19 protein-coding genes are annotated in these 26634 nt (G+C 74.5%); 10 read left to right on the top strand and 9 right to left on the bottom strand.

Going from position 1 to position 26634, the window contains the following annotated elements; translation table 11 throughout:
* Positions 1 to 33 precede the first annotated feature (33 nt).
* From C892_RS0117520 to C892_RS0117490, 7 genes are all read right to left on the bottom strand, one after another.
* A complete protein-coding gene (locus C892_RS0117520) occupies positions 34 to 1833 on the bottom strand; it encodes an ABC transporter ATP-binding protein (protein ID WP_017558244.1) in 1800 nt (599 codons plus the stop codon).
* Positions 1830 to 3716: an ABC transporter ATP-binding protein gene (locus C892_RS0117515; RefSeq protein ID WP_017558243.1), complete on the bottom strand. Its 1887-nt coding sequence runs from the start codon at positions 3714 to 3716 to the stop codon at positions 1830 to 1832. Before C892_RS0117515 ends, C892_RS0117520 begins: the two co-directional genes overlap by 4 nt.
* Complete coding sequence (locus tag C892_RS0117510) at positions 3713 to 4492, bottom strand: class I SAM-dependent DNA methyltransferase (protein ID WP_051060561.1); 780 nt, start codon at positions 4490 to 4492, stop codon at positions 3713 to 3715. Before C892_RS0117510 ends, C892_RS0117515 begins: the two co-directional genes overlap by 4 nt.
* Positions 4476 to 5297, bottom strand: a complete 822-nt coding sequence (locus C892_RS0117505; protein WP_040685485.1) for a thioesterase II family protein — start codon at positions 5295 to 5297, stop codon at positions 4476 to 4478. Before C892_RS0117505 ends, C892_RS0117510 begins: the two co-directional genes overlap by 17 nt.
* Positions 5294 to 7315 (bottom strand): non-ribosomal peptide synthetase, encoded by a 2022-nt coding sequence (locus C892_RS0117500; RefSeq protein ID WP_152513412.1) that lies wholly within the window; start codon positions 7313 to 7315, stop codon positions 5294 to 5296. The genes C892_RS0117505 and C892_RS0117500 overlap by 4 nt, the downstream gene beginning before the upstream one ends.
* Before the next feature lie 92 nt (positions 7316 to 7407).
* Entirely contained in the window at positions 7408 to 8655 is a 1248-nt protein-coding gene (locus C892_RS0117495; protein ID WP_017558239.1) for an MFS transporter, read from the bottom strand.
* A gap of 132 nt (positions 8656 to 8787) precedes the next feature.
* The gene (locus tag C892_RS0117490; protein ID WP_017558238.1) at positions 8788 to 11745 is read right to left on the bottom strand and encodes a type I polyketide synthase; all 2958 of its coding nucleotides are present in this window, start codon (positions 11743 to 11745) and stop codon (positions 8788 to 8790) included.
* Between the two features lie 160 nt (positions 11746 to 11905).
* On the opposite strand from C892_RS0117490, the gene C892_RS0117485 reads away from it, so the two are divergent.
* The 6 genes from C892_RS0117485 to C892_RS0117460 all read left to right on the top strand — a co-directional run bounded on the left by C892_RS0117485 (position 11906) and on the right by C892_RS0117460 (position 20423).
* Positions 11906 to 15058, top strand: coding sequence for a non-ribosomal peptide synthetase (locus tag C892_RS0117485; RefSeq protein WP_017558237.1), 3153 nt, complete (start codon positions 11906 to 11908; stop codon positions 15056 to 15058).
* Complete coding sequence (locus tag C892_RS0117480) at positions 15055 to 16263, top strand: cytochrome P450 (RefSeq protein WP_017558236.1); 1209 nt, start codon at positions 15055 to 15057, stop codon at positions 16261 to 16263. The genes C892_RS0117485 and C892_RS0117480 overlap by 4 nt, the downstream gene beginning before the upstream one ends.
* Entirely contained in the window at positions 16260 to 17492 is a 1233-nt protein-coding gene (locus C892_RS29130) for a hypothetical protein (protein WP_017558235.1), read from the top strand. Before C892_RS0117480 ends, C892_RS29130 begins: the two co-directional genes overlap by 4 nt.
* A gap of 96 nt (positions 17493 to 17588) precedes the next feature.
* Positions 17589 to 17993: a RidA family protein gene (locus C892_RS0117470; protein WP_017558234.1), complete on the top strand. Its 405-nt coding sequence runs from the start codon at positions 17589 to 17591 to the stop codon at positions 17991 to 17993.
* A gap of 49 nt (positions 17994 to 18042) precedes the next feature.
* Positions 18043 to 19059 (top strand): alpha/beta hydrolase, encoded by a 1017-nt coding sequence (locus C892_RS0117465; protein WP_017558233.1) that lies wholly within the window; start codon positions 18043 to 18045, stop codon positions 19057 to 19059.
* A gap of 98 nt (positions 19060 to 19157) precedes the next feature.
* Positions 19158 to 20423 (top strand): ATP-grasp domain-containing protein, encoded by a 1266-nt coding sequence (locus C892_RS0117460; RefSeq protein ID WP_017558232.1) that lies wholly within the window; start codon positions 19158 to 19160, stop codon positions 20421 to 20423.
* Positions 20424 to 20499: 76 nt separating this feature from the next.
* Here C892_RS0117460 and C892_RS0117455 read toward each other — a convergent pair whose 3' ends face one another.
* On the bottom strand, positions 20500 to 21738 hold the full coding sequence (locus tag C892_RS0117455; protein ID WP_017558231.1) for a helix-turn-helix domain-containing protein: 1239 nt from the start codon (positions 21736 to 21738) through the stop codon (positions 20500 to 20502).
* Between the two features lie 344 nt (positions 21739 to 22082).
* Here C892_RS0117455 and C892_RS31615 point away from each other — a divergent pair, with 344 nt between their 5' ends.
* The 4 genes from C892_RS31615 to C892_RS0117435 all read left to right on the top strand — a co-directional run bounded on the left by C892_RS31615 (position 22083) and on the right by C892_RS0117435 (position 25833).
* Positions 22083 to 22244, top strand: a complete 162-nt coding sequence (locus C892_RS31615; RefSeq protein ID WP_017558230.1) for a hypothetical protein — start codon at positions 22083 to 22085, stop codon at positions 22242 to 22244.
* A 98-nt stretch (positions 22245 to 22342) separates the two neighbouring features.
* Positions 22343 to 23146 (top strand): phytanoyl-CoA dioxygenase family protein, encoded by an 804-nt coding sequence (locus tag C892_RS0117445; protein WP_017558229.1) that lies wholly within the window; start codon positions 22343 to 22345, stop codon positions 23144 to 23146.
* On the top strand, positions 23143 to 24240 hold the full coding sequence (locus tag C892_RS0117440; RefSeq protein ID WP_204366453.1) for a polysaccharide deacetylase family protein: 1098 nt from the start codon (positions 23143 to 23145) through the stop codon (positions 24238 to 24240). The genes C892_RS0117445 and C892_RS0117440 overlap by 4 nt, the downstream gene beginning before the upstream one ends.
* Before the next feature lie 303 nt (positions 24241 to 24543).
* Positions 24544 to 25833, top strand: a complete 1290-nt coding sequence (locus C892_RS0117435) for a D-arabinono-1,4-lactone oxidase (protein ID WP_026124444.1) — start codon at positions 24544 to 24546, stop codon at positions 25831 to 25833.
* A gap of 72 nt (positions 25834 to 25905) precedes the next feature.
* On the opposite strand, the gene C892_RS0117430 is transcribed toward C892_RS0117435, so the two are convergent.
* Positions 25906 to 26523 carry a DinB family protein gene (locus C892_RS0117430; protein ID WP_239647425.1) on the bottom strand — a complete coding sequence of 206 codons (618 nt, stop codon included), beginning with the start codon at positions 26521 to 26523 and terminating at the stop codon, positions 25906 to 25908.
* Between the last annotated feature and the right edge of the window lie 111 nt (positions 26524 to 26634).

Genomic DNA, 26634 nt, shown 5'->3' with positions numbered 1-26634 from the left:
CCTCTCCACTCGTGGCCGCCGGCCCCCGGCCGGTCAGCGGTAGCTGTTCGCCTGCAGCGAGAACAGGTCCGCATACAGGCCCCCGTTCGCCATGAGCGCCTCGTGGCCCCCGCTCTCCTCGACGCGTCCCTGCTCCAGTACCACGATCTGGTCGGCCATGCGCACCGTGGAGAAGCGGTGCGACACGAACAGGGTCACACCGCCCACGGCACGGCCCTCGGCAGCGGACGCGGCATACCGGTCGAAGACCGCGTGCTCGGCCGCCGCGTCCAGGGCGGACGCCGGCTCGTCGAGCACCTGGAGCAGGGGGGAGCTGCGCAGTGAGGCCCGCGCAAGGCTGAGGGTCTGCCACTGGCCGCCGGAGAGTTCTGCGCCGTCGGTGTAACCGCGCCCCAGCGGGCCGTCCAGGCCACCGGGCACGCGCTCCAGGACGGGGCCGGCTCCGGCTTTGGCCACCGCCTCGGACAGGGCGCCGTCGTCCCGGAGCCGCGAGAGGTCCCCGGCGCCCACGTGCTCACGGGCGAGGAACTCCAGACGGACGAAATCCTGGAAGAGCGTCGCCACGCGGGCCCGCCACTCCCGGGGGTCCAGTTCCTCCATGTCGACGCCGTCGACCAGGATGCGCCCCGACGTGGGCCGGTAGAGCCCGCACAGCAGCTTGACCAGCGTGGTCTTGCCCGCGCCGTTCTCGCCGACCAGCGCCGTCGTCCTCCCCGCCGCCAGGTGCAGATCGATGCCGCGCACCACCTCGCGGTCGGTTCCGGGGTAGGTGAAGCCCACCCCTTCCAGGCGGATGCCGTCCTCCAGCCGCCGCGGCGCACTGCGGAGCACGACGGGCGCCGCGGCCGGAGCCCCGGTCGGCGGTACCTCGGCGGCCCCGCGCAGCGACTCCAGCCGGCGCACGGTGTGTCCGACCGACTGCAGGGTGGCCAGGTTCTGCAGCGCGTTGGTGACCTGGCCGTTGAGCTGGACCGCGAGCGTGATGGTCAGGACCACGTCGCCGATGCTCGCGGTCCCGGCCACCGCCCGGCCCAGCACCAGGTACACGGCGGCGCAGCAGGACAGGGCGAAGACGATCAGCCCGAGGGCGCGGATCGCGGCGCCGACCGTGTGTCCCCGGCCGATGATGCCGGTGGCCTCGCTCCAGCTCCGGTCGTGCCGGCGCACCAGGGCCGGCGCCGCACCGGCGATCCGCGCCTCCTGGGCGGAGCGGGACGAGGTCGCCGTGTGGAGAAGGTGGCGGGCCAGGCGGACGCGTTCGGCGGCCCTGTGCCGCCCGCGCTCGATGAGGCGCTGGGCGTACCGGCTCATCAGGACCGGGGGGACCGCGCTGAGGGGGAGGAGCAGCAGCCACAGGTCGAGCGAGCCGAGGAGGACGGAGGTGACCGTTAGCTGCACCGCCAGGGCCCAGATCTGGAGCAGGGCCTCGACGTAGGCCCTCAGCTTGCGGATCTCCTCCCCCACCAGCACGGCCGAGTCGGCGAATTCGGCACTGTCCAGATGCTCCATGCCGGGGCTGCCGTTCACCCGGTCGGCGAGCTCCGCGACCAGCTCGGCCTCGGCCTTCTCGCCGACCTCGAAGTAGTACAGGTGGGCGAAGTGGCCCAGCATGAGCTCGGCGACCAGGAGGAGGGCGATGCAGCCGCCCAGGGCGGCGGCGGCCGCGACCGCCCCCTCGACGGCGTGGTCGGTGAAGGCGCCGAGCGCCATCGCGGCGGCGGGCGTGGCCAGGTGCCCCGAGGCCAGCAGGATGAAGGCCTTGACCAGGCGGACCCGGTCGGTGCGCCAGGCCAGGGCGATCAGCCAGCGCGACGTGGTCAGAATGTCCTTCATGAGGCCGCGTCCGAGAGGGGTCGGGGGTCGGGGTCGTGCTCCGCGGTGGTGAAGCGCTCTGCTTGCAGGCGGAAGAGCTCGGCGTAGCGGCCGCCCGCGGCGACCAGTTCCTCGTGGGTGCCGCGCTCGGCGATCCCGCCGTGCTCCAGCACGACGATCTGGTCCGCGTGGCGAACGGTGGAGAAGCGGTGCGAAATGATCAGCGTGGTCATCCCCTCGGTGATGTCCAGGAAGCGGTCGAAGAACTCCACCTCGGCACGCACGTCGAGCTGGGCGGTGGGCTCGTCCAGGACCATCACGCCGGCTCCGGCGCGGGCGGCGTGCAGGGCGCGCGCCAGGACGATGCGCTGCCATTGCCCTCCGGACAGGTCGCGCCCCCCGCGGTACTCCCGCGAGAGCACCGTGTGGAGCCCATCGGGCAGCGCGTCCACCACCGCTTCGGCGCCGGCCCGGCGCAGGGCCTCGCGCAGGTCGGCCTCGGTCGCCCCGGACTCGGCGGTTCCCAAGGCGATGTTCTCGGCGGCGCTCAGCTCGTAGCGCACGAAGTCCTGGAAGACCACGGAGAGGCGCCGGTACCACGCGTGCGGATCGATCTCCCTCAGATCGATCCCGTCGGCCGTGATGCTCCCGCTCGTCGGGTCGTAGAGCCGGGTGAGCAGTTTGACCAGCGTGGTCTTGCCCGCCCCGTTGAGGCCGACCACGGCGGTGGAGGTCCCCGCAGGCAGTTCGAGGTCGATCCCCTCCAGGACCCGCCGATCCTCATGGGGGTAGGCGAAACCGACGCCCTGGAAGCGGATCGCCGCCTGGGGCAGTCCGTCCGCCGACCGCGCCGCGCGCACCTCCAGGGCGGGCCGCCCGTGCGCCTCGTCGCGGAACGCCGTGAGCGCGCGGTAGGCGATCGATCCGTACTGGGTCTGAACGTCGCATTCGGGGAAATAGACGCCGAAGCGCATCAGGACCATGACGGCCTGCAGGGCGATGCCGAGCCGGAGCAGGTCGGTCCGCCCCTGGGCGACCTCGGCGACCAGCATCCCCAGGACCGCGGAGGCCCCGAGCACCCCGACCGCGGACAGCAGGAGGAAGGGCCCGGCGAGGAGGCGGCGCCGGCCCCGCCACATCACGGCCAGGTAGTCCCCGTGTTCGGCGGCGTACCGTGAGCGCAGCCAGCCGAGCAGCCCGAGCAGGCGGACCTCCTTGGCCGTGTGCACCCCCGTGGCCAGGGACTTGACGTAGGACGCCTTGCGGCGGTCGTGGGCCAGACCGTCGTAGAAGTCGCCGAACGCCCCCAGCGATCCGCGCTGGCCGAACCGGATCGCCAGCGCCGTCGCGCCGATGACCGCGGCCGCCACCGGGGAGATGGCGTAGCCGACCAGCGCGACCGCCCCGGCGAGCTGGGTGTACCGCGCGATCAGGGCAAGCGCCCCGGCGGCCGCGTCCCCGGGCGATGCCGAGGCCCGGTCGAAGGCCTCGCGCGCCGCGCCGAGACGGTCCAGCGACCGCGGATCGTCCAGGGCCGTCGCCGGGACCTCCCGCAGCGCCGCCTCCATGAGCATGCCCCGGCAGCGCTGGTCGACCCGGCGGGTGACGAGCTCGCCCAGAGCGCTCTGGAACGGCGCCGACACCTGCTGGGCCACGAAGGCACCCCCCGTGACGGTGAGCACGGCCAGTAGTGCCTCCCATGCCCCGGGCGCGCCTCCGGCCGCCTCCGGCAGCCCGTGCAGCAGCACGCTCATGCCCACGACGAATCCGAGCGGCAGCACCCCCAGCAGGACGTTGAGCAGCACGGCGGCGACCAGCAGGACCGGCGGTACGTGCCGCAGCAGTCCGAGGACGGCCAGCCAGCGCCCGCTCCTGTTCCTGATCTCTTCGGCCACCCGGTTCATGCCGATCCCCCGCTCTGCTCGCGCGGAGCCGGGGCCGGGCGATACACCGACACGTGCCCGGCGCTGTGGGGACCGAACGGGGCACGCCCCCAGTCCTGGTACCGCTCGCTGAGCACGAGCCCCGCCTGCTCGGCCATCGTGTCCATCTCCTCGGGCCGGCAGAACCGCTCCGCATGGGGTCTGAGGCGGACGCCGTCGGCGCCGAAGGTGATCTTCTGGCTGAGGAAGCGCTGGGCCGCGGCGTCGAAGGAGTAGACCTCGATGGTCGCGGAGTCCTCGGTGACCTCCAGCGCCTCCACACGCCCCTTGCCCGCGCCGCGCCCCTGGTCGAAGCGGGAGGGGTCGGGGACGTAGCACTCCACCACGAACGCACCGTCGTCGGAGAGGACCCGGGCGACGTTGGCGAACAGGAGGGCCTGCCGGTCCGGGTCGAGAATGTTGAACAGGGTGTTGTACACGAGGAAGACGAGGCGGTAGGGCCCCTCCACCGGGACGTCGGCCATGTCGCCAATGGTCACCGGGATATGCTCCCCGCCGGGCTTGGCGCGCATCTTGGCGACCATCTTCCGCGAGCCCTCCACGCCTTCGACGTGGACGCCGCGGGCGGCCAGCGGGACGCCGACGCGGCCGGTCCCGATGGCCAGTTCGAGCACCCGGCCGCCCCCGGCCGTCTCGGCGAGGAACTCCACCGCGGGCGCCGGGTCCAGGTCCACCCCCTCGTCGTAGAGGTCCGCCCAGACCTCGCCGAAGAACGCAGGGTCATCGAAGACCGACACCTCGTTCACCTCCACTGCTCGTCGGGCCGGGGCTTGTCGGGGCGAGTGCGGTGCCCCACGGGGGCGCCGCACTCGGGCGGGACGGAAGGTCCAGGGCCTGCCGAACCTCCGCGAACGGAGGGGCGGCGGTGAGGTAGAAGTGGCCGCCGGACACCCGCCGCTCACAGAAGCGGCCGGTCGTCAGCCGGCTCCAGGGGCGGCGGTCGGCCTCGGTGTCCGCGTCGCCGACGATCGTCGTCACCGGGCATGCCAGGGGCGGCTCGTCCCGGGGGACGTAGTCGTGGAACATCCGCCCGTCGGAGCGGACATAGGGCAGGACGAGCTCCTGGAACTCCGGCGACTCGGCGATCTCGGGGTCGGTGCCGCCGAGCGCGACGAGCCGCCGCAGGAGCTCGGCATCGTCCTCGTCCGGTGCCGCCTCGGGGGACGGGTACGGCGCATCGCGGGATCCGGAGGCGAACAGATGGGCAGGCGGGGCGCCGCGTGCCTCCAGGGCTCTGGCCGCCTCCAGGCCGACCGCCGCCCCCATGCTGTGGCCGAACAGGGCGAAGGGGCGGTCGGAGAGCGTCTCCACCGCATCGGCGATGCCCCGGGCCAGGGCCCGCAGGTCCCACGGGGCGGGTTCGGCGATCCGTTCGGCACGGCCCGGGTAGCGGACGGCGTGGACCTCGATGCCCGGCATCCGGGTTCCCCATTCCCGGTAGAAGGAGGCGGAACCGCCCGCGTGCGGCAGGCAGATCAGCCGCATGCGGGCCCCGCTGTCGGGGGCGGTGCACTGCAGCCACAGGTCGGCGTCGCCGTTCATGCGCGTGCCCCCCGCTCCCGGCGCCACTCCCGTGCCCGGCGGGCACGCTCCCGGCGAGCGGCCGACCGGCGTTCCCGCTCCTCCTGGCCGTCCTCGGACGCCGACCCGCCCACCAGGGCGGCCTGAGCCTCGACCGTGGTGTGCTGGAAAAGGTCGACGGCCGACGGCCGCGTGCCGGTCAGACGCGCGAGGGCCCCCTGGAGCCGGATGATCGTGAACGAGTTCCCGCCGGCGTCGAAGAAGTTGACATCGGTGGCGGGCGGCGGGGCGCCGAGCACCTCGCTCCAGGCCTGGGCCACCAGCTCCGCAGGGCCGGCTCCCCTGCTCGGACCGCGCCCCGTACCAGGGGGCGCCCCCGGTTCCCCCTCCTCCGCGGCGCGTTCCCGCAGCCTCGCCCGGTCGACCTTGCCGTTCGGGGTCCGGGGCAGCGACTCCAGCACGCGGACACGCGAGGGGACCATGGCCGTCGGCAGCTGCTCCCGCAGCAGGGAACGCAGCTCCCGCGGGGACGGCCCCGCGGGGGCCACCGCATAGGCGATCAGCGCGTCTCCGGAGGGGGCGGGGAGCGCGACCGCTTCGCGCACCCCCTCGACGGCTGCCAGGCGGGCCTCGACCTCGCCCGGTTCCACCCGGTGGCCGCGGATCTTGACCTGCTGGTCGCGTCGGCCGAGGAAGGCCAGGGTCCCGTCCGGGTTCCACCTCGCCAGGTCTCCCGTGCGGTACATGCGCGCGTCCGGTCCGGGGGCGAACGGGTCCGGCAGGAAGGCCCGGGCCGTCTCCCGTGGACGGCCCCGGTAGCCGTCGGCCACGCCCGCACCGCCGATGAACAGCTCCCCGTCGGCGCCGGGCGCAACGGGGCGCAGCTCCTCGTCCAGGACGTACAGCCGGGCACCGGGGATCGGGCGCCCGATGGAGACCGGGCCCGGTCCGGCGAAGCGGTGGTAGCTGGCCCAGACGGTGGCTTCGGTGGGCCCGTACTCGTTCACCAGCTCGGCCGACCGGCCCAGCAGCGCGAAGTGGCGCGCCACGAGGGTCGCGGGCAGCGGTTCTCCGGCCGTGACGACCGTCCGCAGCGTGCGCAGCGCCTGTGGGCCGACCCGTTCGGCGGCGTCGAGCAGCAGGTGGTACAGCGACGGCACGCACAGGGTCCGGGTGACCCGGTGGCGCCGGATCAGGCCGACGAGGCTCTCCGGATCGCGCACCTCGTCGGCGGAGGCCGCGACCAGTGTGCCGCCGGCCGTCAGTGTTCCCCAGATACCGGCGGCCGAGGAGTCGAAGGCCAGCGGCGACACCAGGAGGAACACGGGGGCTCCGGGGTAGACGGTCCGCCGCGCGGCGGTGGAGGCGGCCAGTCGGCCGTGGTCGACCTCGACCCCTTTGGGCTCGCCGGTGCTGCCGGAGGTGTAGACGAGGTAGGCCGGGTCCTGCGCCGCGGCGGCGGTGCGCGGAGGATCGCCGCGCCCGCCCTTCTTTGGGCGCCGCGGTGCGCTCCCGGCTCCGGGGGCGTCCGCGCCGTCGGCACGGACGATCGCCGGGACCGCACCGTGGGCCCGGTTCCCCAGCGCGCCCGCGGTCACCGCCGCGACGGCGCCGGCGTCCTGCAGGACCTCGGCGATGCGCCGGTCGGGGCTTGCGGGATCGACCGGGACGTAGGCGGCCCCGCTGCGCACCACGCCGAGGACGGCGGCGACCATGGCCGCCGACGGCTCTGCGAGGACCCCGACACGGTGGCCGGGGCCCGCACCGAGACCGGTCAGGCGGGTGGCGATCCGCTCGGCCCAGGCGTCGAGCTCTGCGTAGGTGATCGCGCGGTCGGCGCCGCGCACCGCCGTCCGCTCGGGGGCGGTCCGGACGACCTCGGCGACCGATTCGTGCACGAGCGGGTGCGGCGGCGGGAGCGGCGGACCGGCGCCGAGCGCGAGGGCGCCGTCGGGGTGTTCTCTTCGGGGGGGTGCGGACTCCGGTGCGGGTCCGGTCCCTGCGCCGGGACCGGCATCGAGCCGGGGGGATGCGGACATGGTCACTCCCTGTGCCGATAGTGGTTGCACTGCGGGCGGGCGGTCGGGGACGCCGAACCGCGAGGGCGCACGGGGGCGGGGGGCACCGGGCGTCACGGCCCGGGCGAGCCCCGACCCGCCACGAGAAGGGCCGCCGTCGCGACCAGGGTGGCCGCGCCGAGCCCCTGCCAGTAGAGGGCGCCGTCCCCCGCCAGGTAGAGCGCGAGGAAGAGGGTTCCGCCGGCGAAGGAGCCGAGCGCCTCTCCGCAGGACCAGCACAGCTGTCGGAGGTTGAAGGCCTCCATGCTGGACTCGATCGGCAGCTCGGCGAAGGCGGTGTTCGTCATGGGGCCGAAGACCATCTCGGCACAGCAGAACACCGCTACGGCCGCGACGGCTCCGGCGAGCGGGGGAAGGCCTGCCCCGAGCGTCACCATGGACGCGCCGAAGATCAGATTTGCGCAGGCGAGCAGGAGGAACGGCGGGGCACCGGACCGCAGGGCCCGGTTCGCCACGGCGGTCACCCCGGTCTGTGCCAGGGCCACCGCCAGCGAGGGACCGGCGATCAGCGCCGCGCTCACCGCCGGCGACGCGAACTCCTTGCCCACGTACAGCGCGAACGCGGAGAAGAACTGGGCGTAGACGAAGGTTCCCAGCCCTGCGGCCAGGACCACGCGCCGCATCCGCGGGCTCCGCACCACGCGGGCCAGGACCGCCCGGCCGACCGGCCAGGCGCCCGACGCCGGCCGCGGCCGGCGACCGCGGGGCAGGCCCGGCAGCAGCGCGGCCGCGGCCGCGGCGTAGCAGAGCGCGACCGCCAGCATGAGCAGGCGCGGGTCGGCCGCTTCGTAGAGCAGGTTGGCGGCGAAGGGGCCGACCGCCGAAGCCGCGTTGACCGCGACGAGGAGGACGGAGAAGACACGGTTGCGCTGAACGCCTCCGGCGACCATCTCGGCCACCAGGACCCGGGAGAGCAGGAAGTGGACACTGACCCCGAACCCGGCCAGCGCGAGGACCGCGCACAGGGCCCACCCCTCCCCCGCGTAGGGGAACAGGCCGAAGGCGAGCCCCGTGGTCAGGAGGGCGCCGAGCATGCCGGTGCGGTAGTCCAGCCGCGCGATCCAGCGGTGGGCCAGCGTCGCCGACAGGCCGGCCGAGGCCGTGTAGCTGAACAGGCCCGCACCGACCAGGCCCGTTCCCGCCCCGCCGGTCCGGTCGGCCAGCAGCAGGCCGAGGATGGGCAGGACGCTGAAGAGCCCCAGACTTCCGAAGAGGGTGTCCAGGCTGAGGGCGGCGGTCAGTCTCCGGGGCGCCGGGGCGGTATCACGGACCCCGCCGTCTCCGCGCACCTTCCCGCTCACGGCCGGAGCTCCGGCGCCAGGTGAGCCCTGGTGCGGGGGGTCGCACTCCACACGTCTTCCTCCTCGGGGGGCGGCGGGCCGTCGCCCCCTACTTTGCCAGGCTTGGCACATTTGGGCAATAAGTTAGGCAACTCAGTCCGTGCCGCGTATTGCCCGCCCGTGTTCCGCGAGCTCGCGCACACGGGTGATCTGGCCGCCGAGCGTCCGCCCGAGCAGCAGGTCGCGGACGGGGATCCGGATTCCGAGCCGTCGTCCGGCCTCGCGGGCAATGCGGGTCACCAGCAGAGAGTCCCCGCCCATCCGGAAGAAGTCGTCGTCCGGGGACGGCCTCTCGTGGCCGAGGAGTTCGGCCCAGACCTGTTCCAGCACCTGCGCCACCTCCCCGCCGGGCGCCCCGCCCGCGTCCGCCCGGTCGCCCGCAGGGTCCGGCCGGGGCTGCGGGCCGCACGGCGGCGCCGGTGCCGCGGCCGGCTCGGCCTCGCGCGCCCGCCGCCGTCGGCCTCCGAAGGGATAGGTCGGCAGGCGGACACACCGCCCCTCCCCCGCCAGTGAGGCGAGATCGAGCGGCTGTCCCATCGTCCACAGGGCCCCGAGGGCCTCGGCCGCCTCCACCGCGGGGTCGGCACCCCCCGGCGCGAGGGGGACCGTGTCCAGGCCCGCCCGGGCCGCCATCGCCGAGAGGGCCCGCCCCGGGCCGACCTCCACCGCGACCGCCCCTGGATAGCGCTCGGCGATCGCCCGCAGAGCATCGGCGAACCGCACCGGGCGCAGGGCCTGTTCGACGAGCCCGCCGGGGTCGTACACCGCCCCGGCCTCGATGAGCGTCCCGGAGGCACCGGCGGCCACCGGCACGGCGGGCCTTCCCGCCCGCATCTGCGCGGCCGCCGCGCGTAGGGCCCCGGCGGCGGGGGCGATCAGGACGGAGTGGAAGGCCCGGCGCGAGGCGAGCCGGCGCACCGGGACCCGGCCGCGCACGCGCTCGGCGAAGGCGTCGACCTCCTCCACGGCCCCCGCGACGACGCAGCCGTCCTCGGAGTTGACCGCCGCGATCTCCACGGACGCCCCGGAGCCGGCCATCAGCTCGCGCGCGCGGTCCTCGCCGCACCCCATCGCGAGCATCGCCCCTTCCGGGCACCCCTGCATGGCGCGCCCCCGGGCGGCGACGAACCGGGCGGCGTCCTCCAGGGACAGGGCCCCGGCGGCGCAGGCCGCGGTGATCTCGCCCAGGCTGTGGCCGGCCACGGCCACGGGGGCGACCCCGAGCCCGGCGAGCGCCTCGGCCGCCGCATACCCGACCGCGAACAGCGCGGGCTGGGCCGATTCGGTCTCGGCGAGCGCCTCGGCGCCGGCCGCAGGGTCGAAGAGGGCCTCTTCCAGCCCCGCGGGGCGGTCCGGCCCGAAGGCGTCCAGGCAGTCCTCCAGGGACCGGCGGAAACCGGGGAGCGCCTCGGCCGGCGGTGCGGCCATACCCGGCGCCTGGGCGCCCTGCCCGGGGAAGAGGAGAATGACGGGGGGCGCCCCCTCGGGGGGACGCCGCCCCCGGACCGCCTCCGGCGCGGCGGCGAGTCGGCCGGCGATCTCCTCCCGGGTCCGGCCCGCGACCGCCATCCGCTCAGGCAGCTCGGCGCGGCCCGTGGCCAGGGTCCGCGCGACGTCGGCGGGATCGGGAACGGCCTCGGACAGGTACCGGGCCAGGCCCGCGGCGGTCCGGTCCAGAGCCCCCGCGTCCGCCGCGGACAGCAGGGACAGCCGCACGCGCCCGTCGGACGGCCGGGACGCGGCGGCGGTCCGCCCGCGGGGGACCGCGGCCTCCAGGACCACGTGCGCATTGGTTCCGCCGATGCCGAACGAGCTGACCCCGGCGCGCCGGGGCTCGGGGCCGCCCCACGGGGCGCAGCGGTCCGGGACGTAGAGCGGGCTGCCCTCGGACTCCAGCAGGGGGTTCATCCGTGCATACCCGGCCACGGGCGGGACCACCCCCTCCCTCAGTACCAGCAGCGCCTTGACCAGTCCGGCCAGGCCCGCGGCGTTGTCCAGGTGCCCGATGTTGGCCTTCAGGGCCCCCACGGCCACACCGCCCGGGCGAGCGCCCTCGGCCGCCAGGGCCGACGAGGCGCCCTCCCACTCGATCGGGTCGCCGAGGCGCGTACCGGTACCGTGCGCCTCCAGATAGCCGATCGTCTCGGCCGAGATCCCGGCCGCGCCGACAGCCGCGCGGATCACCCGTTCCTGGCCGGCGGGCGAGGGGGCGAAGAAGCCCGCCTTGGCCGCGCCGTCGTTGTTGACGGCGGTGCCCAGGATGGTGCCGTAGAGGGCGGGGGCGTCCCGCGGCACGTCCTCCAGCCGCCTCAGGACGGCGCACACCACCCCCGAGCCGGCGACGACCCCGTCCGCCTCGGCGTCGAACGGCCGGCAGCGCCCCGAGGGAGAGTGGATCCCCCCGGGAACGTGCAGGTATCCGGCCTGCGGGTAGGGGACGCCCGCCGCGACGACGAGCGCCTGGTCGCATTCGCCCGCCAGCAGCGCCTGCACTGCCGTGTGCACCGCGACGAGCGAGGAGGAGCAGGCGGTCTGCACCGCCATCGCGGGTCCGTCCAGCCCCAGCCGGTAGGCGATGTGCCCGGCGAGGAAGTCCGGTTCCGAACCGTGCACGGCATCGTCCAGGGCAAGGGGGTCCAGGCCTCCTCCGGCGACCATGGCGCGCAGGTAGCCGCTGCCGGCGGCCGAGGCGTACACACCGGTGGCGGGGGCGCGGGCGGGGGCCACGGCGGCGTCCTCCAACGCCGCCCATGCCGCCTCGAGCATCATCCGGTGCTGGGGGTCCAGCAGCTCGGCCTCGCGCGGGCCGATCCCGAACAGGGCGTTGTCGAACCGCTCGGCCCCTTCCAGGTGCCCGTGGACCGGAACGTAGTCGGCGTCGTCGGCAACCTCCGGCGGCACCCCTGCCCGCAGGAGTTCATCCCTGGCATAGCGCCTGGTCAGGATGCGCCCCTCTTTGAGGGCCTCCCACAGTGCACGCAGGTCGCAGGCGCCGGGGAACCGGCCGGACACACCGGTGACGGCGATGTCGTAGGAGCGGTCGCGAGACATCGAACCACCTTCGATCGGAGGTGCCCCCGCCCCGGCCCCCGGGGTGGGGCCGCCCGCGGAAACGGCGCGGCCCCACCGATATTGCCAAACTCGCCAAGATGATGGCAATCTTTTGCCAACCGACCATCCGCAGATTGGCAAATTCGAGAGGGGAACGGCCGTGCCCTCGGACCCCTGCTTCGCCACCGGGCCTGTGCACAACGGCCCCGGCCAGGGCCTGCACGAGATCTTCGCCCGCCGCGCCGCCGAGGCCCCCGGGGCGCCGGCGCTCGTCGGCGACGGGACCGCGCTCACCTACGGGGCGCTGGACCGGACCGCCGACGCCTGGGCCGAACGGCTCGCCGATGCCGGGGCGGGCCCGGGCTCCTTCGTCCCGATCCTGCTACCGCGCGGCATCGAGGCGGTGACCGCCGCGCTCGCCGTGCTCAAGACCGGCGCGGCGTACGCGCTACTGGACCCCGGGTGGCCCGCCCCCCGGATCCGCGAGATCCTGGATCGGCTCACTCCCCCGCTCGCCGTCGCCGGGGCCGAGGGCACCCCGTCCGCCCCGCCCGGGACCGGTGTTCCGGTATGGACCCCTCCCCGCGGCCGCACCGCCCCCTCCCCCGCCTTCCGGCCCGCCGTCGCCCGCGGCACGGACCCCGCCTGCATCTTCTTCACCTCCGGCACCACCGGCGCGCCCAAGGGGGTGGTCAGCCCGCACCGAGCGACGTCCCGACTGTTCCGCCCCGGCGGCCTGGCCCTCGGCGCGACCGTGCCGCTGGCGGCCCCGACCTCCTGGGACGCCTTCTCCCTGGAGCTGTGGTCGCCGCTGCTCACCGGCGGCGCGTCGGTGGTCGCGGACGATCCCTACCTGACCCCCGCCTTCCTGGCCGAAGCCGTCCCCCGCCACGGGGTGGACACCGCCTGGATCACCGCTGGCCTGTTCAACATGCTGGTCGACGAAGCGCCCGGCGCCCTGACCGGATTGCGCCGGATCATGGTCGGCGGCGAGCGCCTCTCCCCTGGACACGTGCGCCGGTTCCTGGACCGGCACCCCTCCGCCGATCTGTACAACGGCTACGGGCCGGTCGAGAGCACCGTGTTCGCCACGACGCACCGGGTCACGGCCCGGGACTGCGACCGCGACGACGGGATCCCCCTCGGCCGGCCGGTGCCCGGCACACAGGTGTACGTCCTCGACGGCGACCGGATCTGCGAACCCGGCCGCACCGGCGAGATCTGCATCGCGGGAGAGGGGCTCGCGCTCCGGTACCTGGGCGACCCCGCGCTCACCCGGGAGAAGTTCGCCCACCTGCGCATCGGCGGGGAGCGGACACGCGTCTACCGCACCGGCGACCTCGGCCTGTGGGGTGAGGACGGCCTGCTCCGCTTCCGCGGCCGGGCCGACCGGCAGGTGAAGCTGCGCGGCCACCGGGTGGAGCCCGCCCAGATCGAGCGCAGGCTGGAACGCCTGGCCCCCGTGCGCAGTGCCCGCATCGTGGCCCGCCGGGACGCGGGCGGCGCCGTCCGCGACCTGGTGGCCTTCTGCGTCCCGGCACGGCCAGGGGAGCGCTGGGAGGAGGTGAGCACCGCGCTGAGGGCCCAGCTCCCCGCCTATGAGCTGCCTTCGTCGGTGGTCGGTGTCGACGCCTTCCCCCTCACCCCGCAGGGGAAACTGGACGAGGCGGCGCTGCTGCGCGCGGTGCCGGCCGCCGCCGCGGCGGCGGACCCGCCCGGGGACCGGGCCGCTGGGGACGGCGGACGGTGCGGGGCCCACGACGACGCCGTCCTGCGCGCGGTCGCCGCCGCCTTCGCCGCGGTACTGGGCCCGGGGAGGACACCGGTCGACGCCTCCTTCTTCGAACTCGGCGGATCCTCCCTGGACGCGGGGCGGGTCTGTTCTCGCCTGGCCGAGAGCCTGGACCGAGCCGTCCCGGTCTCCCGCCTCTACCAGTACCCCTCCGCCTCGGCCCTGGCCGCATGGCTGCGCTCGGCCGAGCCCCGCCCCACCGGCGACGGCGGAGGGGCCGCCGACAGGGCCGACAGGGCCGGCGGGCCGGACGCGCCCGGCGGCGCCGTTCCGCTCACCCCGATGCAGTCCGTCTATCTCACCCGGCAGCTCACGTCGCCGTCGGACCGGACGGGGTACTGCACCCTGGTCTGGCGGATCGACGGAGAGCCCGATCCGAACGCGCTGGAAGCGGCCACAGCAGCGGTACACCGGCGGCACGAGCCCCTGCGAGCGGCGTACACGCCCTTCCCCGTCCCCTCCGCCGTCCCCGCGGACGTCCCCGCACCCCCGCTCGAAGTGCTGGGGCCCGAGCCCTCCTCCAAGGCCGCGCTCCGCGCGCTGCGCGCCGAACTGTCCGACGGCCTGCTCCTGGAGGACGGCGAGGTCTGGCGGACGGTGCTGGTCCCCCTCTCCTCGGGTGACCGCTGGTTCTTCGGCTGCGTCGTGCACCACATCGCCTTCGACGGCTGGTCGGAGTCGGTGCTGGCGGATGACTTGGCGGCCGCCTACAACGCGGCGCTGGAGGACCGGGAGGCCCCGGGTCCCGAGCCGCCCTCCCTGGAGCGCCTGCACTCCACCCGCATCGCGCGCCTGTCGCACTCCGACGACCGAAGCCCCGGCCTGCGCGAGGAGCTCCGGGGGGTGCCGCCGATACGCTGGCCCCGCCGACCGGTGGGCACGGCACCCGGTCCCCCCGGCCGGGTCGCGGCGGCGATTCCGGCCCACGTGGCGGACGCCGCCGACCGCGCCGCCGCGGCGGCGGGGACCACGCGCTTCTGCGCCCTGCTCCACGCCTGGTCCGCGAGCCTGGCGGAGGTGACCGGGCAGTGGGACTTCGCGCTCGGGGTTCCCGCGGCCCGGAGGGACGGCCCCGGGCTGGAGCACGCCGTGGGGTGCCACATCACGATGCTCTGCGTGCGGATGCGCGGCGCCGCACTCGGGGAGGGCCCCGACGCGCTCACGGCGACCGCACGTCTGGTCCGCGGTGCCTTCTCCGCCCAAGAGGCGGACCTGGAGGACCTGGCCGAGGCCGCGGGAGCCGTCGCGGACGGCCGCCCCCCGATCTACCAGACGCTCATGGCCCTCCAGGACAACCGGGCCCCGGAGCTGGAGCTGTCCGGGGTGCGGGCCTCCTTCATCCGCCAGCCCTACCTCGACCTCCCCCTGGAGCTCCACGCCGAACTGTGGCCGGAAGCGCACGGGGGACTGCGGCTGGAGCTGTCCTACCGCCCCGAAGCGGTGGCCGGGTCCACCTGCCGCGACCTCGCAGAACGCTTCTCCGACCGCCTTCACGCGCTCGTTCCGGGAGCACCGTCATGACCTCAGCGGCCCTGCCCCTCCACGACCCCGACCCCGCCCTGCTCACCGAGACCGCGCTCCACGCCGACGGGGACCCGCACCTCGTCTGGCGCTGGATGCGCAGAAACGCACCGGTGCACTTCCATCACGCGTCCGAACTGCCGGCGTTCTGGTCGCTGACGCGCCATGAGGACATCAAGGCCGTCTACCGCGACCCGCAGACGTTCTCCTCTGAACAGGGAGTCCTGCTCCGACCGGCCCGGCAGGGCGACGACCCCGGCGGAGGCATGACCCTGGCGCTCAGCGACCCGCCCCGGCACCGGCTCCTGCGCGGCCTGATGGCGGACTGGTTCAGCACCAGGGCCGTGCGGGGCCTGGAGGGAACCATCGCGGCCGCGGTCGATTCCACCCTGGACCGCGCCTTCGAGCTCGGCGACTGCGACGCCGTCCACGACATCGCCGGGCGGCTCTCGCACACGCTCATCTGCCGGATCATGGGCGTTCCCGAACAGGACCACGACCGCCTCCTGGCCTGGACCGACGAGGCGTTCGAAGCCCACACGTCGCTGGTCGCGCACCCGGGCCTGCTCGAGTACTTCAGCGAGCTGCTGTTCCGACGGATGGAGGAGCCGGCCGACGACCTGATGAGCGCCCTGGTCCACGGAACCGTGCAGGACCGGCTCCTTACCGAAGAGGAGGCCCTCCTGAACTGCGAGAACCTCATCGGCGCGACCGAGAACGGGAGGCTTGCCCTGGTCGGCGGGGTTCTCGCCCTCCTCCGCCACCCCGAACAGCTCCGGCGCCTGGACGAGGACCGGGCGCTGCTCCCCGGCGCCGTCGAGGAGATCCTGCGCTGGACGTCAAGCGCCGTGCACAGCATGCGCACCGCCACGCGCGACTGCACCCTCCGGGGCCAGAGGATCAGAGCCGGGCAGCGCGTCGTCCTGTGGCTCCCCTCGGCCGACCGCGACGAGGAGGTCTTCGCCGACCCCGACCGCTTCGACATCGCCCGCCGCCCCAACCGCCACATCGCACTGGCCGCGGGCGAGCACTACTGCATCGGCGCCACGCTGGCCCGGGCCCAGATGCGCCGGCTGCTGACCGGGCTCCTCGACCGGGCGGGCGATGTCGCGGTTCTCGGCCCGGCACCGCGCGTGCGTTCGATCGCCGTCGCGGGCCCGCGGTCGCTTCCCCTGCGATTCACGCCGAAGAGGAGACGGAGATGACCATGCGGATCCCGGAACGGACGCACGCACAGAAGGTCTTGCTGATCGGCTGGCGGCCGGACGCGGTGACCGCCCTGCGGCGCCTGGGCGCCGAGGTGGTGTGCGTGCTGGCCCCCGAGGACGACGGCCCACGCAATGGGATCCTCGACGATGCGTGCACGATCGTCGTGGAGGACCCGGCCGGAGCCGAGTCGGTGCTCGCCGGTCTGGCGCGCAAGGGGGTGCGCGCCGAGGACTTCGACACGGTGTGCAGCCAGTTCGAGTTCACCCTCGTCAACGCCGCGCTGATCGGTGGGCGGCGGAGCACGGGCACGCCGGAGCAGGCCGTGGCCCTCCGCGACAAGGAAGTGCAGAAGCGCAGGATCCGTAACGCCGGCCTGCCCGTCGCCGACTCCCGGGCCGTGGTCCATCCGCACGAGCTCGACGGCCTCCCCTATACGCGCGGCGTCGTCAAGCCGCTCGGCAACTCGGCGACCCGCGGGGTCCACTCCTGGCACTCCGAGCGGGAACGCGCCGAAGCGGCCCGCGCGCTGGCGCACTCGGGCGCCCGCGGCCCCTGGATCGCCGAGGAGTGGATCGAGGGCCCTGAACTCCACGTGGACGGCGTCGTGCGAGCGGGAAGGATCACCTTCCTGTCCGTCGGGCGCTACCTGCAGAACGTTCTGGCGATCCGCGACGGCGGGATCGTCGCCTCGGTCCTGCAGCACCCCGCGCACCGCCCGGGGCTCTACGACGACCTGCGCGCCTTCACCGGGCACGCGATGAAGGCCCTCGACCATCACGACGGCGTCTTCCACATGGAAGTGTTCGACCAGGGCGACCGGTTCTTCTTCGGCGAGTGCGGAGGCCGCATTCCGGGCGGCTCGTTCGACGCGATGATCCGCCGCCAGCACGGGGTGGACCTGCACGAGGAGTGGGCCCGGGCCGTTCTCGGACTCGCCCCCTCGGTTCCGCCGCGGCCCGCCGACGCGTGGCTGGGGGACGTGTTCCTGACCGCCTCCCCCGGCACCGTCTCCTCGCTTCCCGCCGAGGACGAGGTCATGCGCCGCGAGGGTGTGGTCGAGGTCCACCTGCCGACCCGCGTCGGAGACGTCCTCTCCGACGCGCGCCGGGCCTCGTGCGCCCATGCGGGAACCGCCGTGGTCCAGGGCCCCGACGAGCACGAGACGTCCGAACGCATGCGCCGCCTGGCCACATGGTTCGCCCACAGCACCGCGACCCGCCGGTGAGCGCGCCCGAACGGCCGCCCCTCCGGTCGGACCCGGCGCACTGCGGCGGGCTCCGGCGGCGCCCGCACACACGGACCCAGCGACGAGAGGACGGATATGGAACACGGCGGACTCACCCACATCCCGGCGCCCGAGGGGGTCGCCCCGAGCTCGGGCTACACCCACGTCGTGGCCGGCCCGGGGCGGACCGCGGCGATCGCGGGCCAGATGCCCTTCGATGAGCACGGCGCGCTCGTGGGCCCCGGCGACCCGGCCGCACAGGCCCACCGGGTGTTCACCAACATGCACCGCTGCCTGGCGGCCGCGGGCGCCACGTTCAACGACGTCATCAAGCTCACCTACTACCTGACCGACATCGACCACGTGCCCGCGGTCCTGGCCGTGAGGGACGCCTTCATCGACACCCGGTTGCCTCCGGCCAGCACCGTCGTCCAGGTGGCCGCGCTGTACCGCCCCGACCTGCTGTTGGAGGTGGACGCGCTCGCCCTGGTCCACGACTGAGGCGACGCACCCGGCTCCGCGCCTCTCCCACCACGATCCCAGGAGTACCGTGTCCGCAGACCCCACCGATCTCCCGCCCGCGCCCCCGGCCCCCGCACAGGGCGTTCCTCCCCCGCTCGATCCGGAACTGGCCGAACCCCTGCGGCGGATCCGGGCCGAGATGGCGATGCCGCTCACCCCCCGGCTCATCCCCGACCGGCGCCTGCGCTCCCGGCGGGCCCGGCTCCCGGACGAGGCGCTGGAGCGGGGCGGTGCCTTCACCGTCCGGGAGCGCACCGCCCCCGGCCCCGACGGCGCCCCCGCCGTGCCGCTGCTGATCTGCACTCCGACGGCGGCGCCCCGGCCGTTCCCGGTCCTGTACCACGTGCACGGCGGCGGAATGGTCGCCGGGACCCATCGGGGGTCCGAGCTCGCCTGCGACCTGGACCGCGCCCAGGAACTGGGCGCCGCCGTGGCGGCCGTGGACTACCGGCTGGCGCCCGAGCACCCGCACCCGGCCCCCGTCGAGGACTGCTACGCCGGGCTGACGTGGCTGGCCCGCAACGCCGCGGCGCTGGGAATCGATCCCGGGCGCATCGTCGTCGGGGGCAACAGCGCCGGAGGAGGGCTGGCCGCCGGACTCGCCCTCCTGGCCCGGGACCGTGACGGCCCGCGGCCGTGCGGGCAGTTCCTGCAGTTCCCGATGCTCGATGACCGGTGCCGCAGTCGATCCCACACCCAGATGCTGGACGTGGGGGTGTGGGACGGGCGGTCCAACCTGACCGGCTGGAGGGCTCTACTGGGCGGGGCCCAGGGGGGCCACGGCGTCAGCGGCTACGCCGCGCCTGCGCGTGCGCACCGGGTGGACGGGCTCCCGCCCGCCTACATCGAGGTGGGATCGGTGGAGGCGCTGCGCGATGAGGGGATCGCCTACGCCTCCCGGATCTGGGAAGCGGGGGGCCGGGCCGAGCTGCACGTGTGGTCCGGCGCCTTCCACAGTTTCGACGAGTGGGTTCCCGGGGCCGCGGTTTCGCGAACCGCCCATACCGCCCGCGTGGACTGGCTCAGGCGCACTCTGGCCCGGTGAACCACCCGCCGCGGCCGCGTCCCCGGCAGGGCCGCGCCGCATGGACCGACACCAGGCCGTCCCGGGCCGGGACGGCCTCTTGCCCGGAAGGACCGATCATGGACACGACGTCCCGCCAACCCCGCCTCCTGCTCGTCGGAGGGGCCAATCCGGTGGGCTCCAGCATCGACATCGCCCGCCTCGCTTTGGAAGAGGCACGCGCCCGCGGAATCCACACGCATGTCACCCACCGCGCCGAGGTCCTGCCCCGGATCGGGAAGGTCACCGCCCTGGCCGACGGGGTATCGGCGGTCGATCCCGACGACCCCCGGGCGAGCCTTCGCTGGGCCGAGGAGCGGCTCGCCGCCGGAGAGCGCTTCGACATCGTCCTGGGGCTTCGGGACACCGTCGTAGAGGCGACGGCCCGGATCGCCGAGCTGATGGGGGCGCCGGGCAACCCGCTGCCCGCCGTTCGGCAGACCAGGAACAAGGACGCCTGCCGTGCGCTGCTGGCCTCGGCCGGCTTCCCCCAGCCCTCGGTCCGCCTGTGCCGGGGGGTCGCGGACGCCGAGGCGTTCCTGCGGGAGAGCGGCGGACCGTGGGTGGTCAAGCCGCGGGACGGCATGGGCAGCATCGGGACCACCAGGATCGATGGCCGGGACGACCTGCCCTCGGCCATCGCCGCACTGCCCGACCCGGGCCTCTTCCTGGTCGAGGAGTTCGTGGAAGGGCAGGAGCTCAGCGTCGAGGGCCTGTTCCTCGGCGGCGAACCGCACGTGCTCGCGGTGACCGGGAAGTCGCTCTTCCCACCGCCGCACTTCGTGGAGCTGGGGCATGTGATCCCCGCGGATCTGCCCGCGGACACGGCCCGGCGGATCACATCGCGGGTACGGGCCGCACTGACCGCCGCCGGCCTCAGGTTCGGGGTGTTCAATGTGGAACTGTGGCTCACCCGAGACGGGGTGGTCCTCGGTGAGCTGCACTCCCGCCCCGGGGGCGACTGGCTGCACGTGCTGCTTCAGCACGCCATGCCCGGCCTGGAGATGTTCGGCCCGGTCTACGACGACGCGCTCGGCCGCCCCGTCACACCGCCGCCGGCCGCCACCCGGGCCGGAGCGGTCCGCTTTCTGAGCGCGCCCGCGGGTCGTCTCTCACGGGTCGAGGGCTGGGACAGTGCCACGGCGCACCCCGCGGTCCTGTGCGCCGAGTTCACGGCCGCGCCCGGAGACGCCTTCACGGGCACCCGCGACTCCGGCGACCGGGTGGGAAGCATCGCCGTGGGTGCCGACACGCCTGCTCGTGCGCGTCACCTGGTCGAGGAGCTGGCCGCTTCGGTGGAGATCACCGCCGAGGCCGCACCGGAGTCGGCGCCGGCTCGCATGTGACGCCTGTGGGGCGGCGGCCGCGGGCTCCGGGACGGGCGTCCCCGGAGCCCGCGGCCAGGGCGTGCCCGTGGCCGGCCTACCCTTCCAGCCGCTCCGGGGAGGGTGCCGAGCGCACCGACTCCAGCACCTGGGCGAGCACCCGCCAGACCTCGGCCGCCAGATCGAGGTTGGCCGCCCCCTGAGTCTGCTCACCGAGCTCCTTGAGGCGCCGGATCCCTTCCTCCACACGGCCTTCCAGGACCATCAGGCGCGCCTCCAGCACGGCGAGTCGCACCTCGTCCCGATAGGCGAGCAGCATCTCCCCCGCACGCACCTCGTCCCGAGCGGCCCGGGCGTCCTCGTACCGCCCTTCGAGGAACGCCAGATGCGCGTGGAGCATGAGCCATTCCTGACGCAGCACCGGACCGCCCATCAATTCGATGGGGACCCGTACCTCTTCCAGATAGGGCCGCGCCCGATCGGCCAGAGGCGGTTCGATCTGCACACAGAACGACGCGGCGGCCAGGCGGAGCTGCACCCACAGCTTCAGGTCGTCGTGGCTGTCCAGCCCCTTCATCGCGCGTTCCAGGCGCTCAAGGGCGGCCGTCTGCTCGCCCATGCGGAACCGCACCGTCGCCGCCGACCACAGCGCCTTGGCGCGCAGGCGCCCAGGGGCCTCTGCGAGGTCGACGAGTTCGTCGGCGTGCGCCCGGGCCTCGGGCAGGCGCCCCGCCTCGGCCTCGGCCGACACCAGGACGAGCAGGGCCTTGCCGGTGTCCTGGACGGAGAGCCGCTGCTCCCGCGCCAGCCGGCACGCCTTCTCCGCCTCGCCGATCGCGCCGGCCATGTCGCCCGTGGAGCGCAGGCAGCGCGCGAGCCGGGTCGAGGAGCGGCACTGCAGCTCGGGCAGGTCCAGCTCGTCGGCGAGGGCGACCAGCTCGGCGGCGCAGGACCGCTCCTTGGCGTGCGCCCCCTGCCGCCACCAGCGGTCCGCGACCATCCAGAGGGCCTGCCAGCGGAGCAGGGGATCGGCGTCATCGGCCTGCTCCAGCGCGGTGACGAGCGCATCGTCGGCCTCCCCGTCCTCGGAGGAGCCCGCGATACCGACCGCTTTGGCCAGGCTGCTCCCGCCCGACGGACGCCCGAAGTCGGCGGGGGCCACGCCGAGCCGCTCTGCGAGGTGGGCCGCCACCTTCTCGGTGGGACGGCGGGCCCCCGACTCCAGTCGTGAGAGGTAGCCGGTGGAGATCTCCTCCCCGGCGAGCTCGGCCTGGGAGAGTCCACGCCTCTTCCGGAGTTCCCTGAGGCGCCGCCCGAAGAGCGGCTGTTCCAACATGTGGGTCTCACTGTCCTTTGATCGTGCAGTCGCTCCCTCTGGTCCCGCGCCCGCCGAGGCGGTCGGCGCCGGGAGCGGCGCCGGCACGGACCGGGGCCTCCTTCCGAGCGCGTCCTCCGTGGAGCCGTCCACCACCTGCCACCACGAGGATACCAGCGGATTTGCCTTACCGACACCCAATGTTGCCCTGCAAGAGCGCAGAGCAGTCAATTCTTCTCCTTCACTGCTGTCCTAATGTTGCCAACCATAAGACAAACAATTGCCAACCTTCCTTCCAATTGCTAGGTTCCCTGGCGATGGCGACGGGCCCACCGTCCGCCCCCCACCCCCACGAGGAGTTCACGATGAACATCCGACGCATGCTCGCCTCCACCGCCTTCACCCTGCTCGCTCTGGTCTCCGCCCTGGCCCTGTCCTCCGGCGGCGTGGACTGGCCGCGCACCCCCGCCGTGGGGCCCACGACCTCCCCGCAGGCCGCCGACGACGGCGTGGACTGGCCGCGCTGAGCCGACGCGCTCCGCTCTTCCCAGCCGATGGTGGGCGCCCCCTGCGCCCGGACGCCCCCCCTCCTCCCCACCCCGGCCCTCGAAGGGAGTCCCCGACCATGGTCCTGAGCCACGGCCTTCGCAGCCCCGCAGCCGCCACCGACGACGACCTCGAACGCTTCGCCCGCGAGGGATACCTCGTCCTGCCCGGCTTCCTGTCCGCCGACCTCGTCACCGCGCTCAAGAGCGAAGTCGACAGGTGGGTCGACGACGGCCTCCGGGCACGGTCCATCGCGGCGGCCACCGACCCGGATTCGCACGGCCCCCCGGCCCTTATGGAGCTCGAGCTCCCGGCGCACGGCGAGCTCGTGTGCCATCCGCCGCTCCTGGAGCTGCTGGACCGCATCATGGGAACCGATTTCGTCTTCCACCATCTGCACAGCGACCGCCAGGCCCCTGACCTGCCCGGAAAGCCCTGGCACCACGACTACGAGCAGCGGCCCCAGACGGACCGCGCCCACACCATGGTCCACGCGCTGCACTACCTCGACGGCCTCGACACGGACGCCTCGTCGCTCGCCGTCCTGCCCGGATCGCACCGCGAGATCGCCGCCAAGGACGCCCGCGCCCACCTGGACTGCGCCACCCTCCCCGGCGAGGTCCTCATCGACCGGCTCCCGCCCGGCTCCACCGTCGTCCTGCACTCCGCCCTGTTCCACACGCGCCGCCGCCGTCCGGACGGGCGGGGCAAGGAGCGCTACTTCGTCGACGCCTCCTACTGCCAGACCGGCACCCTCTGGCCACCGGTCAAGCCGTACTGGCGCCACATGCTCCGGCGGGCGGAGGAACTGGGCCTGGCCGACGGCAGGCGGCCGGAGCTCTTCTCCGGGCGCCACTTCACCGAATACGCTCCGAGCCGGTGAGCGGCTCCGCCCCCCGGGAGGGCAGAACCATCCTGTACGCGGGCATATCATGGACCGGAACCGGCCACCGTGTGGAGGTGGTCGACGCCGACGGCGGCGAGGCCCGGCCCCCGGCCGAATTCGACGCCTCACGGACCACCGACCTCATCGCCTGCCTGAGCGGCCTCGACGCCCTTCGGTTCACGGTGGTGGAGAGCACCAACGGCATCCTCGACGGACGGCTGATGGCGGCCGGCCTGGAGGTGTACCGGGCCGATCCGGGTGTACTGCCCGCACGTCCCGCGTTCGGCGCGGTCCCCGCCGCCGCCCTGACCCGCGCCGCTCGGTACGACCGCGGGCGCCTGACCCGCCTGGAACGAAGGCGCGGGACCCAGACCGGCCGCGAGGACGAGCTGGAGGCCTGGATCGCCTCCAGCGCGGATGCCGACCGGGACGCCGCCGCCGCGGGCCGGTTCCTGTTCCACGGTCCCCGCGACCGCCCCGACGTGGCCCTGACCTTCGACGACGGCCCCCTTCCCCCCTACACCGGACAGGTCCTCGACGTCCTGGACCGATACGGCGTGCCCGCGACCTTCTTCTGCGTGGGGATGACCGCCCTCGCCCATCCGGAGGAACTGGTCCGGATGCGCGAGGGCGGTCACGCTCTGGGGAACCACACGTGGTCGCACCCCTTCCTGCCGGAGCTGTCCGGACAGGAGCTCCGCGAGCAGTTCGGGCGCACGGGCGCGTCGGTCGCCGAGGCGTCCGGAGGCCCCCCGCCGTCCCTCTTCCGCCCGCCCTATGGGGCACGGACGCCGGAGGTCGTCGGCCGACTGCAGCGCCTGCGGGCGACGACGGTCCTCTGGGACGTCGCCCCGGACGACTGGACGATGCCCGGTTCCGAGACCATCGCCCGGACCGTTCTCGACGGCGTGCAGCCGGGCTCGGTCGTGCTCCTCCACGACGGCGGTGGCGACCGCTCGGAGACCGTGGCCGCGCTTCCGCCGATCATCGAGGGGCTCCTGGAACGGGGCTACAGGTTCGTCACCGTCGACACCCTGGCCTCCACCACCGCCCGTTCGGCCTCGAAGGAGCCTGCGGGCGCGCCTTCCTAGCCGAAGGACGGTCCCGACGGCCCCACTGTAGGAAGGGGCGCCGTCCGAGCAGGCCGCGCCGTGCCCCCGCGCCCTGTCTCCGCGCCCTGTCCTCGTGCCTGCCCTGCGGATCGGCCCCTGACCGCGGAAACCCGCCCGACGGAGCGGCCGAACAGCGACGTCGGGCGCCCGGTGCGCCTAACGTGACCGTTCCTGCACGCGCGCAGTGGGGAACGCCCCAGGGGGCGGCTCCGGGGGGCGGTCGGTGCGCCCCGCGCCACCCCCGCGATCCGCCGCAGCACCGCCCACCGAATCGGAGTGATCATGGCCCTCCCCCGTCCCCTCAGAGCACCGGTCGCGAACTGGAGCCGTAATGTCGCCTTCGACGGCGCGCGGACCCACCGGCCCGGGTCCGTGGAGGAACTGCGCCGACTGGTGCACGGCTCCCCGAGGATCCGGGCCCTCGGGAGCACCCACTCCTTCTCCCCCGTCATCGCCTCCGACGGCGACCTGGTGTGGACGGACGCGTTGCCCGGCACCGTCACCGTCGCCGACGGACAGGGGCGGCCGACGGCGGAGGTCGCCGCGGGCCTGTCCTACACCGACGCCTGCGCCGCCCTCGACGCGGCCGGGTACGCGCTGTCGAACCTCGCGTCCCTGCCGAACATCACCATCGCCGGCGCCTGTGCGACCGCCACTCACGGCTCCGGTGACACCCAGCGCTGCCTGTCCGCCTCCGTCCGCGCCCTGGAGCTGATCGGACCGCAGGGCGACCCGGTGCGGCTGGCCCGGGACACCCACCCGGACACCTTCCCCGGGGCGGTGGTCTCCCTGGGGGCGCTCGGGATCGTCACCCGGATGACGCTGGACGTCGAACCCGCCTTCACCGTCTCCCAGCGCGTCCTCCTCGACGTACCCCTCGACGAGCCGGTGCACCGGTTCGACCAGGTCTTCGGCCGCGCCTACAGCGTCAGCGCCTTCACCGACTGGCACAGCGGGCACGCCCGCCTCTGGCTCAAGCACCGCTCCGAAGGCGCCCCGGAGGACGGGGCGAACGGCGGCGAGCCCGCCCGCGAGCGGGTCAACCCCGTCCCCGGCAGGGGAGCCGACCTGTGCACCGAGCAGCTCGGGATCGGCGGCCCCTGGCACGAGCGCCTGCCCCACTTCCTCCCGGCCGCGGCCGGGGCCGGCCCCGACGGCGCCGGGGACGAGCTGCAGTCGGAGTACTTCGTGCCGCGCGAGGCCGCCCCGGCCGCCATCGAGGCGCTGCGCGGCATCGGGCACCTGGTCGCGCCGGTCCTGCACATCTCCGAGGTGCGCACCGTGCGCGGCGACGACCTGTGGCTGAGCCCTGCCTACGGACGCGACTCCGCCGCCTTCCACTTCACCTGGGTGAACGACGTGGAGGCGGTGCGCCCGGTGATCGCGGCGATCGAGGAGCGCCTCCTGCCGCTGGGCGCCCGTCCCCACTGGGCCAAGCTCACCGCCCTCTCACCGGGAGAGACCGCCGGCCTCTACGACCGCGCCGCCGACTTCAAGCGGCTGGCCGAAGGCCTCGACCCGACGGGCAAGTTCCGCAACCCCTTCATCGACGCCCTGCTCGCCGCCGTGTGAACCGTCGGGTGCACGGAGGAACCGCGGGCTCGGCGCGTGCGCCGTCGGGTCGGCGCGATCCGTCCGGTGGGGTCAGGGGCGCTTCCGCCGCGGGTCGCGGCCGGTGAGGGCCGCGAGGCGGTCGGCCGCGCCGGACCAGGGCGGGGCGGGGACCGGGTCGGCGAACAGGCGGTGGCGGGTGGCGTCGGTGACCACCAGCGGCACCACCGGCAGCAGGGCGGCCGCCAGGTCGGGCGGCACCGGCCCCGGGGCGCCGCAGGACGCGGCGATGTCCCAGGCGTGCACCGCCGCCTCCAGCGCCCCCACCCCGGCCAGCGCCGCCGTGCCCAGGGAGCGGTCGGCGACCGCCGCCGCGCCTCCGCCGGCGGGCAGGCGCAGCAGGCGGCAGGCGCGGATCCGCACCTCGGAGATGGCGTCATGGCCGACGGACGCGGTCGAGAAGAGCGCGACCCGGCCCTCACCGAGGCCTTCGCCGAGGGTGTCCAGCGAATCGGCGGTGTGCAGCAGGAGCATCTCCAGGTTCCACCCGGCGCACGGCGTGGGCCGTTCGAAGAACTCGGGCCGGGCGTGCTGGGCCGCGTTGAGCACGGCCCCGACGGCCCGTTCGAGCAGGGCGTGGGCATGGTCGGGGACGAATCCCCCGGTCGCGCCCCTGTCGTCGACGGTCGGTCCACCGGCCCTGTTCACCATCACCGCACCCCTCACGGCCCGCATCCGCACGCTCACACGTGCTTGGACTCCGCGGGCACGCGAAACTCGCCGGTGGCGAACCGGATTTCCGCACCGGCGGCACGGACGGGC

This window comes from Nocardiopsis baichengensis YIM 90130 (assembly GCF_000341205.1).
In the GTDB taxonomy this organism is placed as follows: Bacteria; Actinomycetota; Actinomycetes; order Streptosporangiales; family Streptosporangiaceae; genus Nocardiopsis_A; species Nocardiopsis_A halophila.
This window is presented reverse-complemented; position numbering and strand designations above follow the sequence as displayed.

What these genes read in the sequence shown, in the direction of transcription:
- C892_RS0117520 (WP_017558244.1), bottom strand. Translation starts at nt 1,833, where the DNA reads ATGAAGGACATTCTGACCACGTCGCGCTGGCTGATCGCCCTGGCCTGG.
- C892_RS0117515 (WP_017558243.1), bottom strand. Translation starts at nt 3,716, where the DNA reads ATGAACCGGGTGGCCGAAGAGATCAGGAACAGGAGCGGGCGCTGGCTG.
- C892_RS0117505 (WP_040685485.1), bottom strand. Translation starts at nt 5,297, where the DNA reads ATGAACGGCGACGCCGACCTGTGGCTGCAGTGCACCGCCCCCGACAGC.
- C892_RS0117500 (WP_152513412.1), bottom strand. Translation starts at nt 7,315, where the DNA reads ATGTCCGCATCCCCCCGGCTCGATGCCGGTCCCGGCGCAGGGACCGGA.
- C892_RS0117490 (WP_017558238.1), bottom strand. Translation starts at nt 11,745, where the DNA reads ATGTCTCGCGACCGCTCCTACGACATCGCCGTCACCGGTGTGTCCGGC.
- C892_RS0117480 (WP_017558236.1), top strand. Translation starts at nt 15,055, where the DNA reads ATGACCTCAGCGGCCCTGCCCCTCCACGACCCCGACCCCGCCCTGCTC.
- C892_RS29130 (WP_017558235.1), top strand. Translation starts at nt 16,260, where the DNA reads ATGACCATGCGGATCCCGGAACGGACGCACGCACAGAAGGTCTTGCTG.
- C892_RS0117470 (WP_017558234.1), top strand. Translation starts at nt 17,589, where the DNA reads ATGGAACACGGCGGACTCACCCACATCCCGGCGCCCGAGGGGGTCGCC.
- C892_RS0117460 (WP_017558232.1), top strand. Translation starts at nt 19,158, where the DNA reads ATGGACACGACGTCCCGCCAACCCCGCCTCCTGCTCGTCGGAGGGGCC.
- C892_RS0117455 (WP_017558231.1), bottom strand. Translation starts at nt 21,738, where the DNA reads ATGTTGGAACAGCCGCTCTTCGGGCGGCGCCTCAGGGAACTCCGGAAG.
- C892_RS31615 (WP_017558230.1), top strand. Translation starts at nt 22,083, where the DNA reads ATGAACATCCGACGCATGCTCGCCTCCACCGCCTTCACCCTGCTCGCT.
- C892_RS0117445 (WP_017558229.1), top strand. Translation starts at nt 22,343, where the DNA reads ATGGTCCTGAGCCACGGCCTTCGCAGCCCCGCAGCCGCCACCGACGAC.
- C892_RS0117435 (WP_026124444.1), top strand. Translation starts at nt 24,544, where the DNA reads ATGGCCCTCCCCCGTCCCCTCAGAGCACCGGTCGCGAACTGGAGCCGT.
- C892_RS0117430 (WP_239647425.1), bottom strand. Translation starts at nt 26,523, where the DNA reads ATGGTGAACAGGGCCGGTGGACCGACCGTCGACGACAGGGGCGCGACC.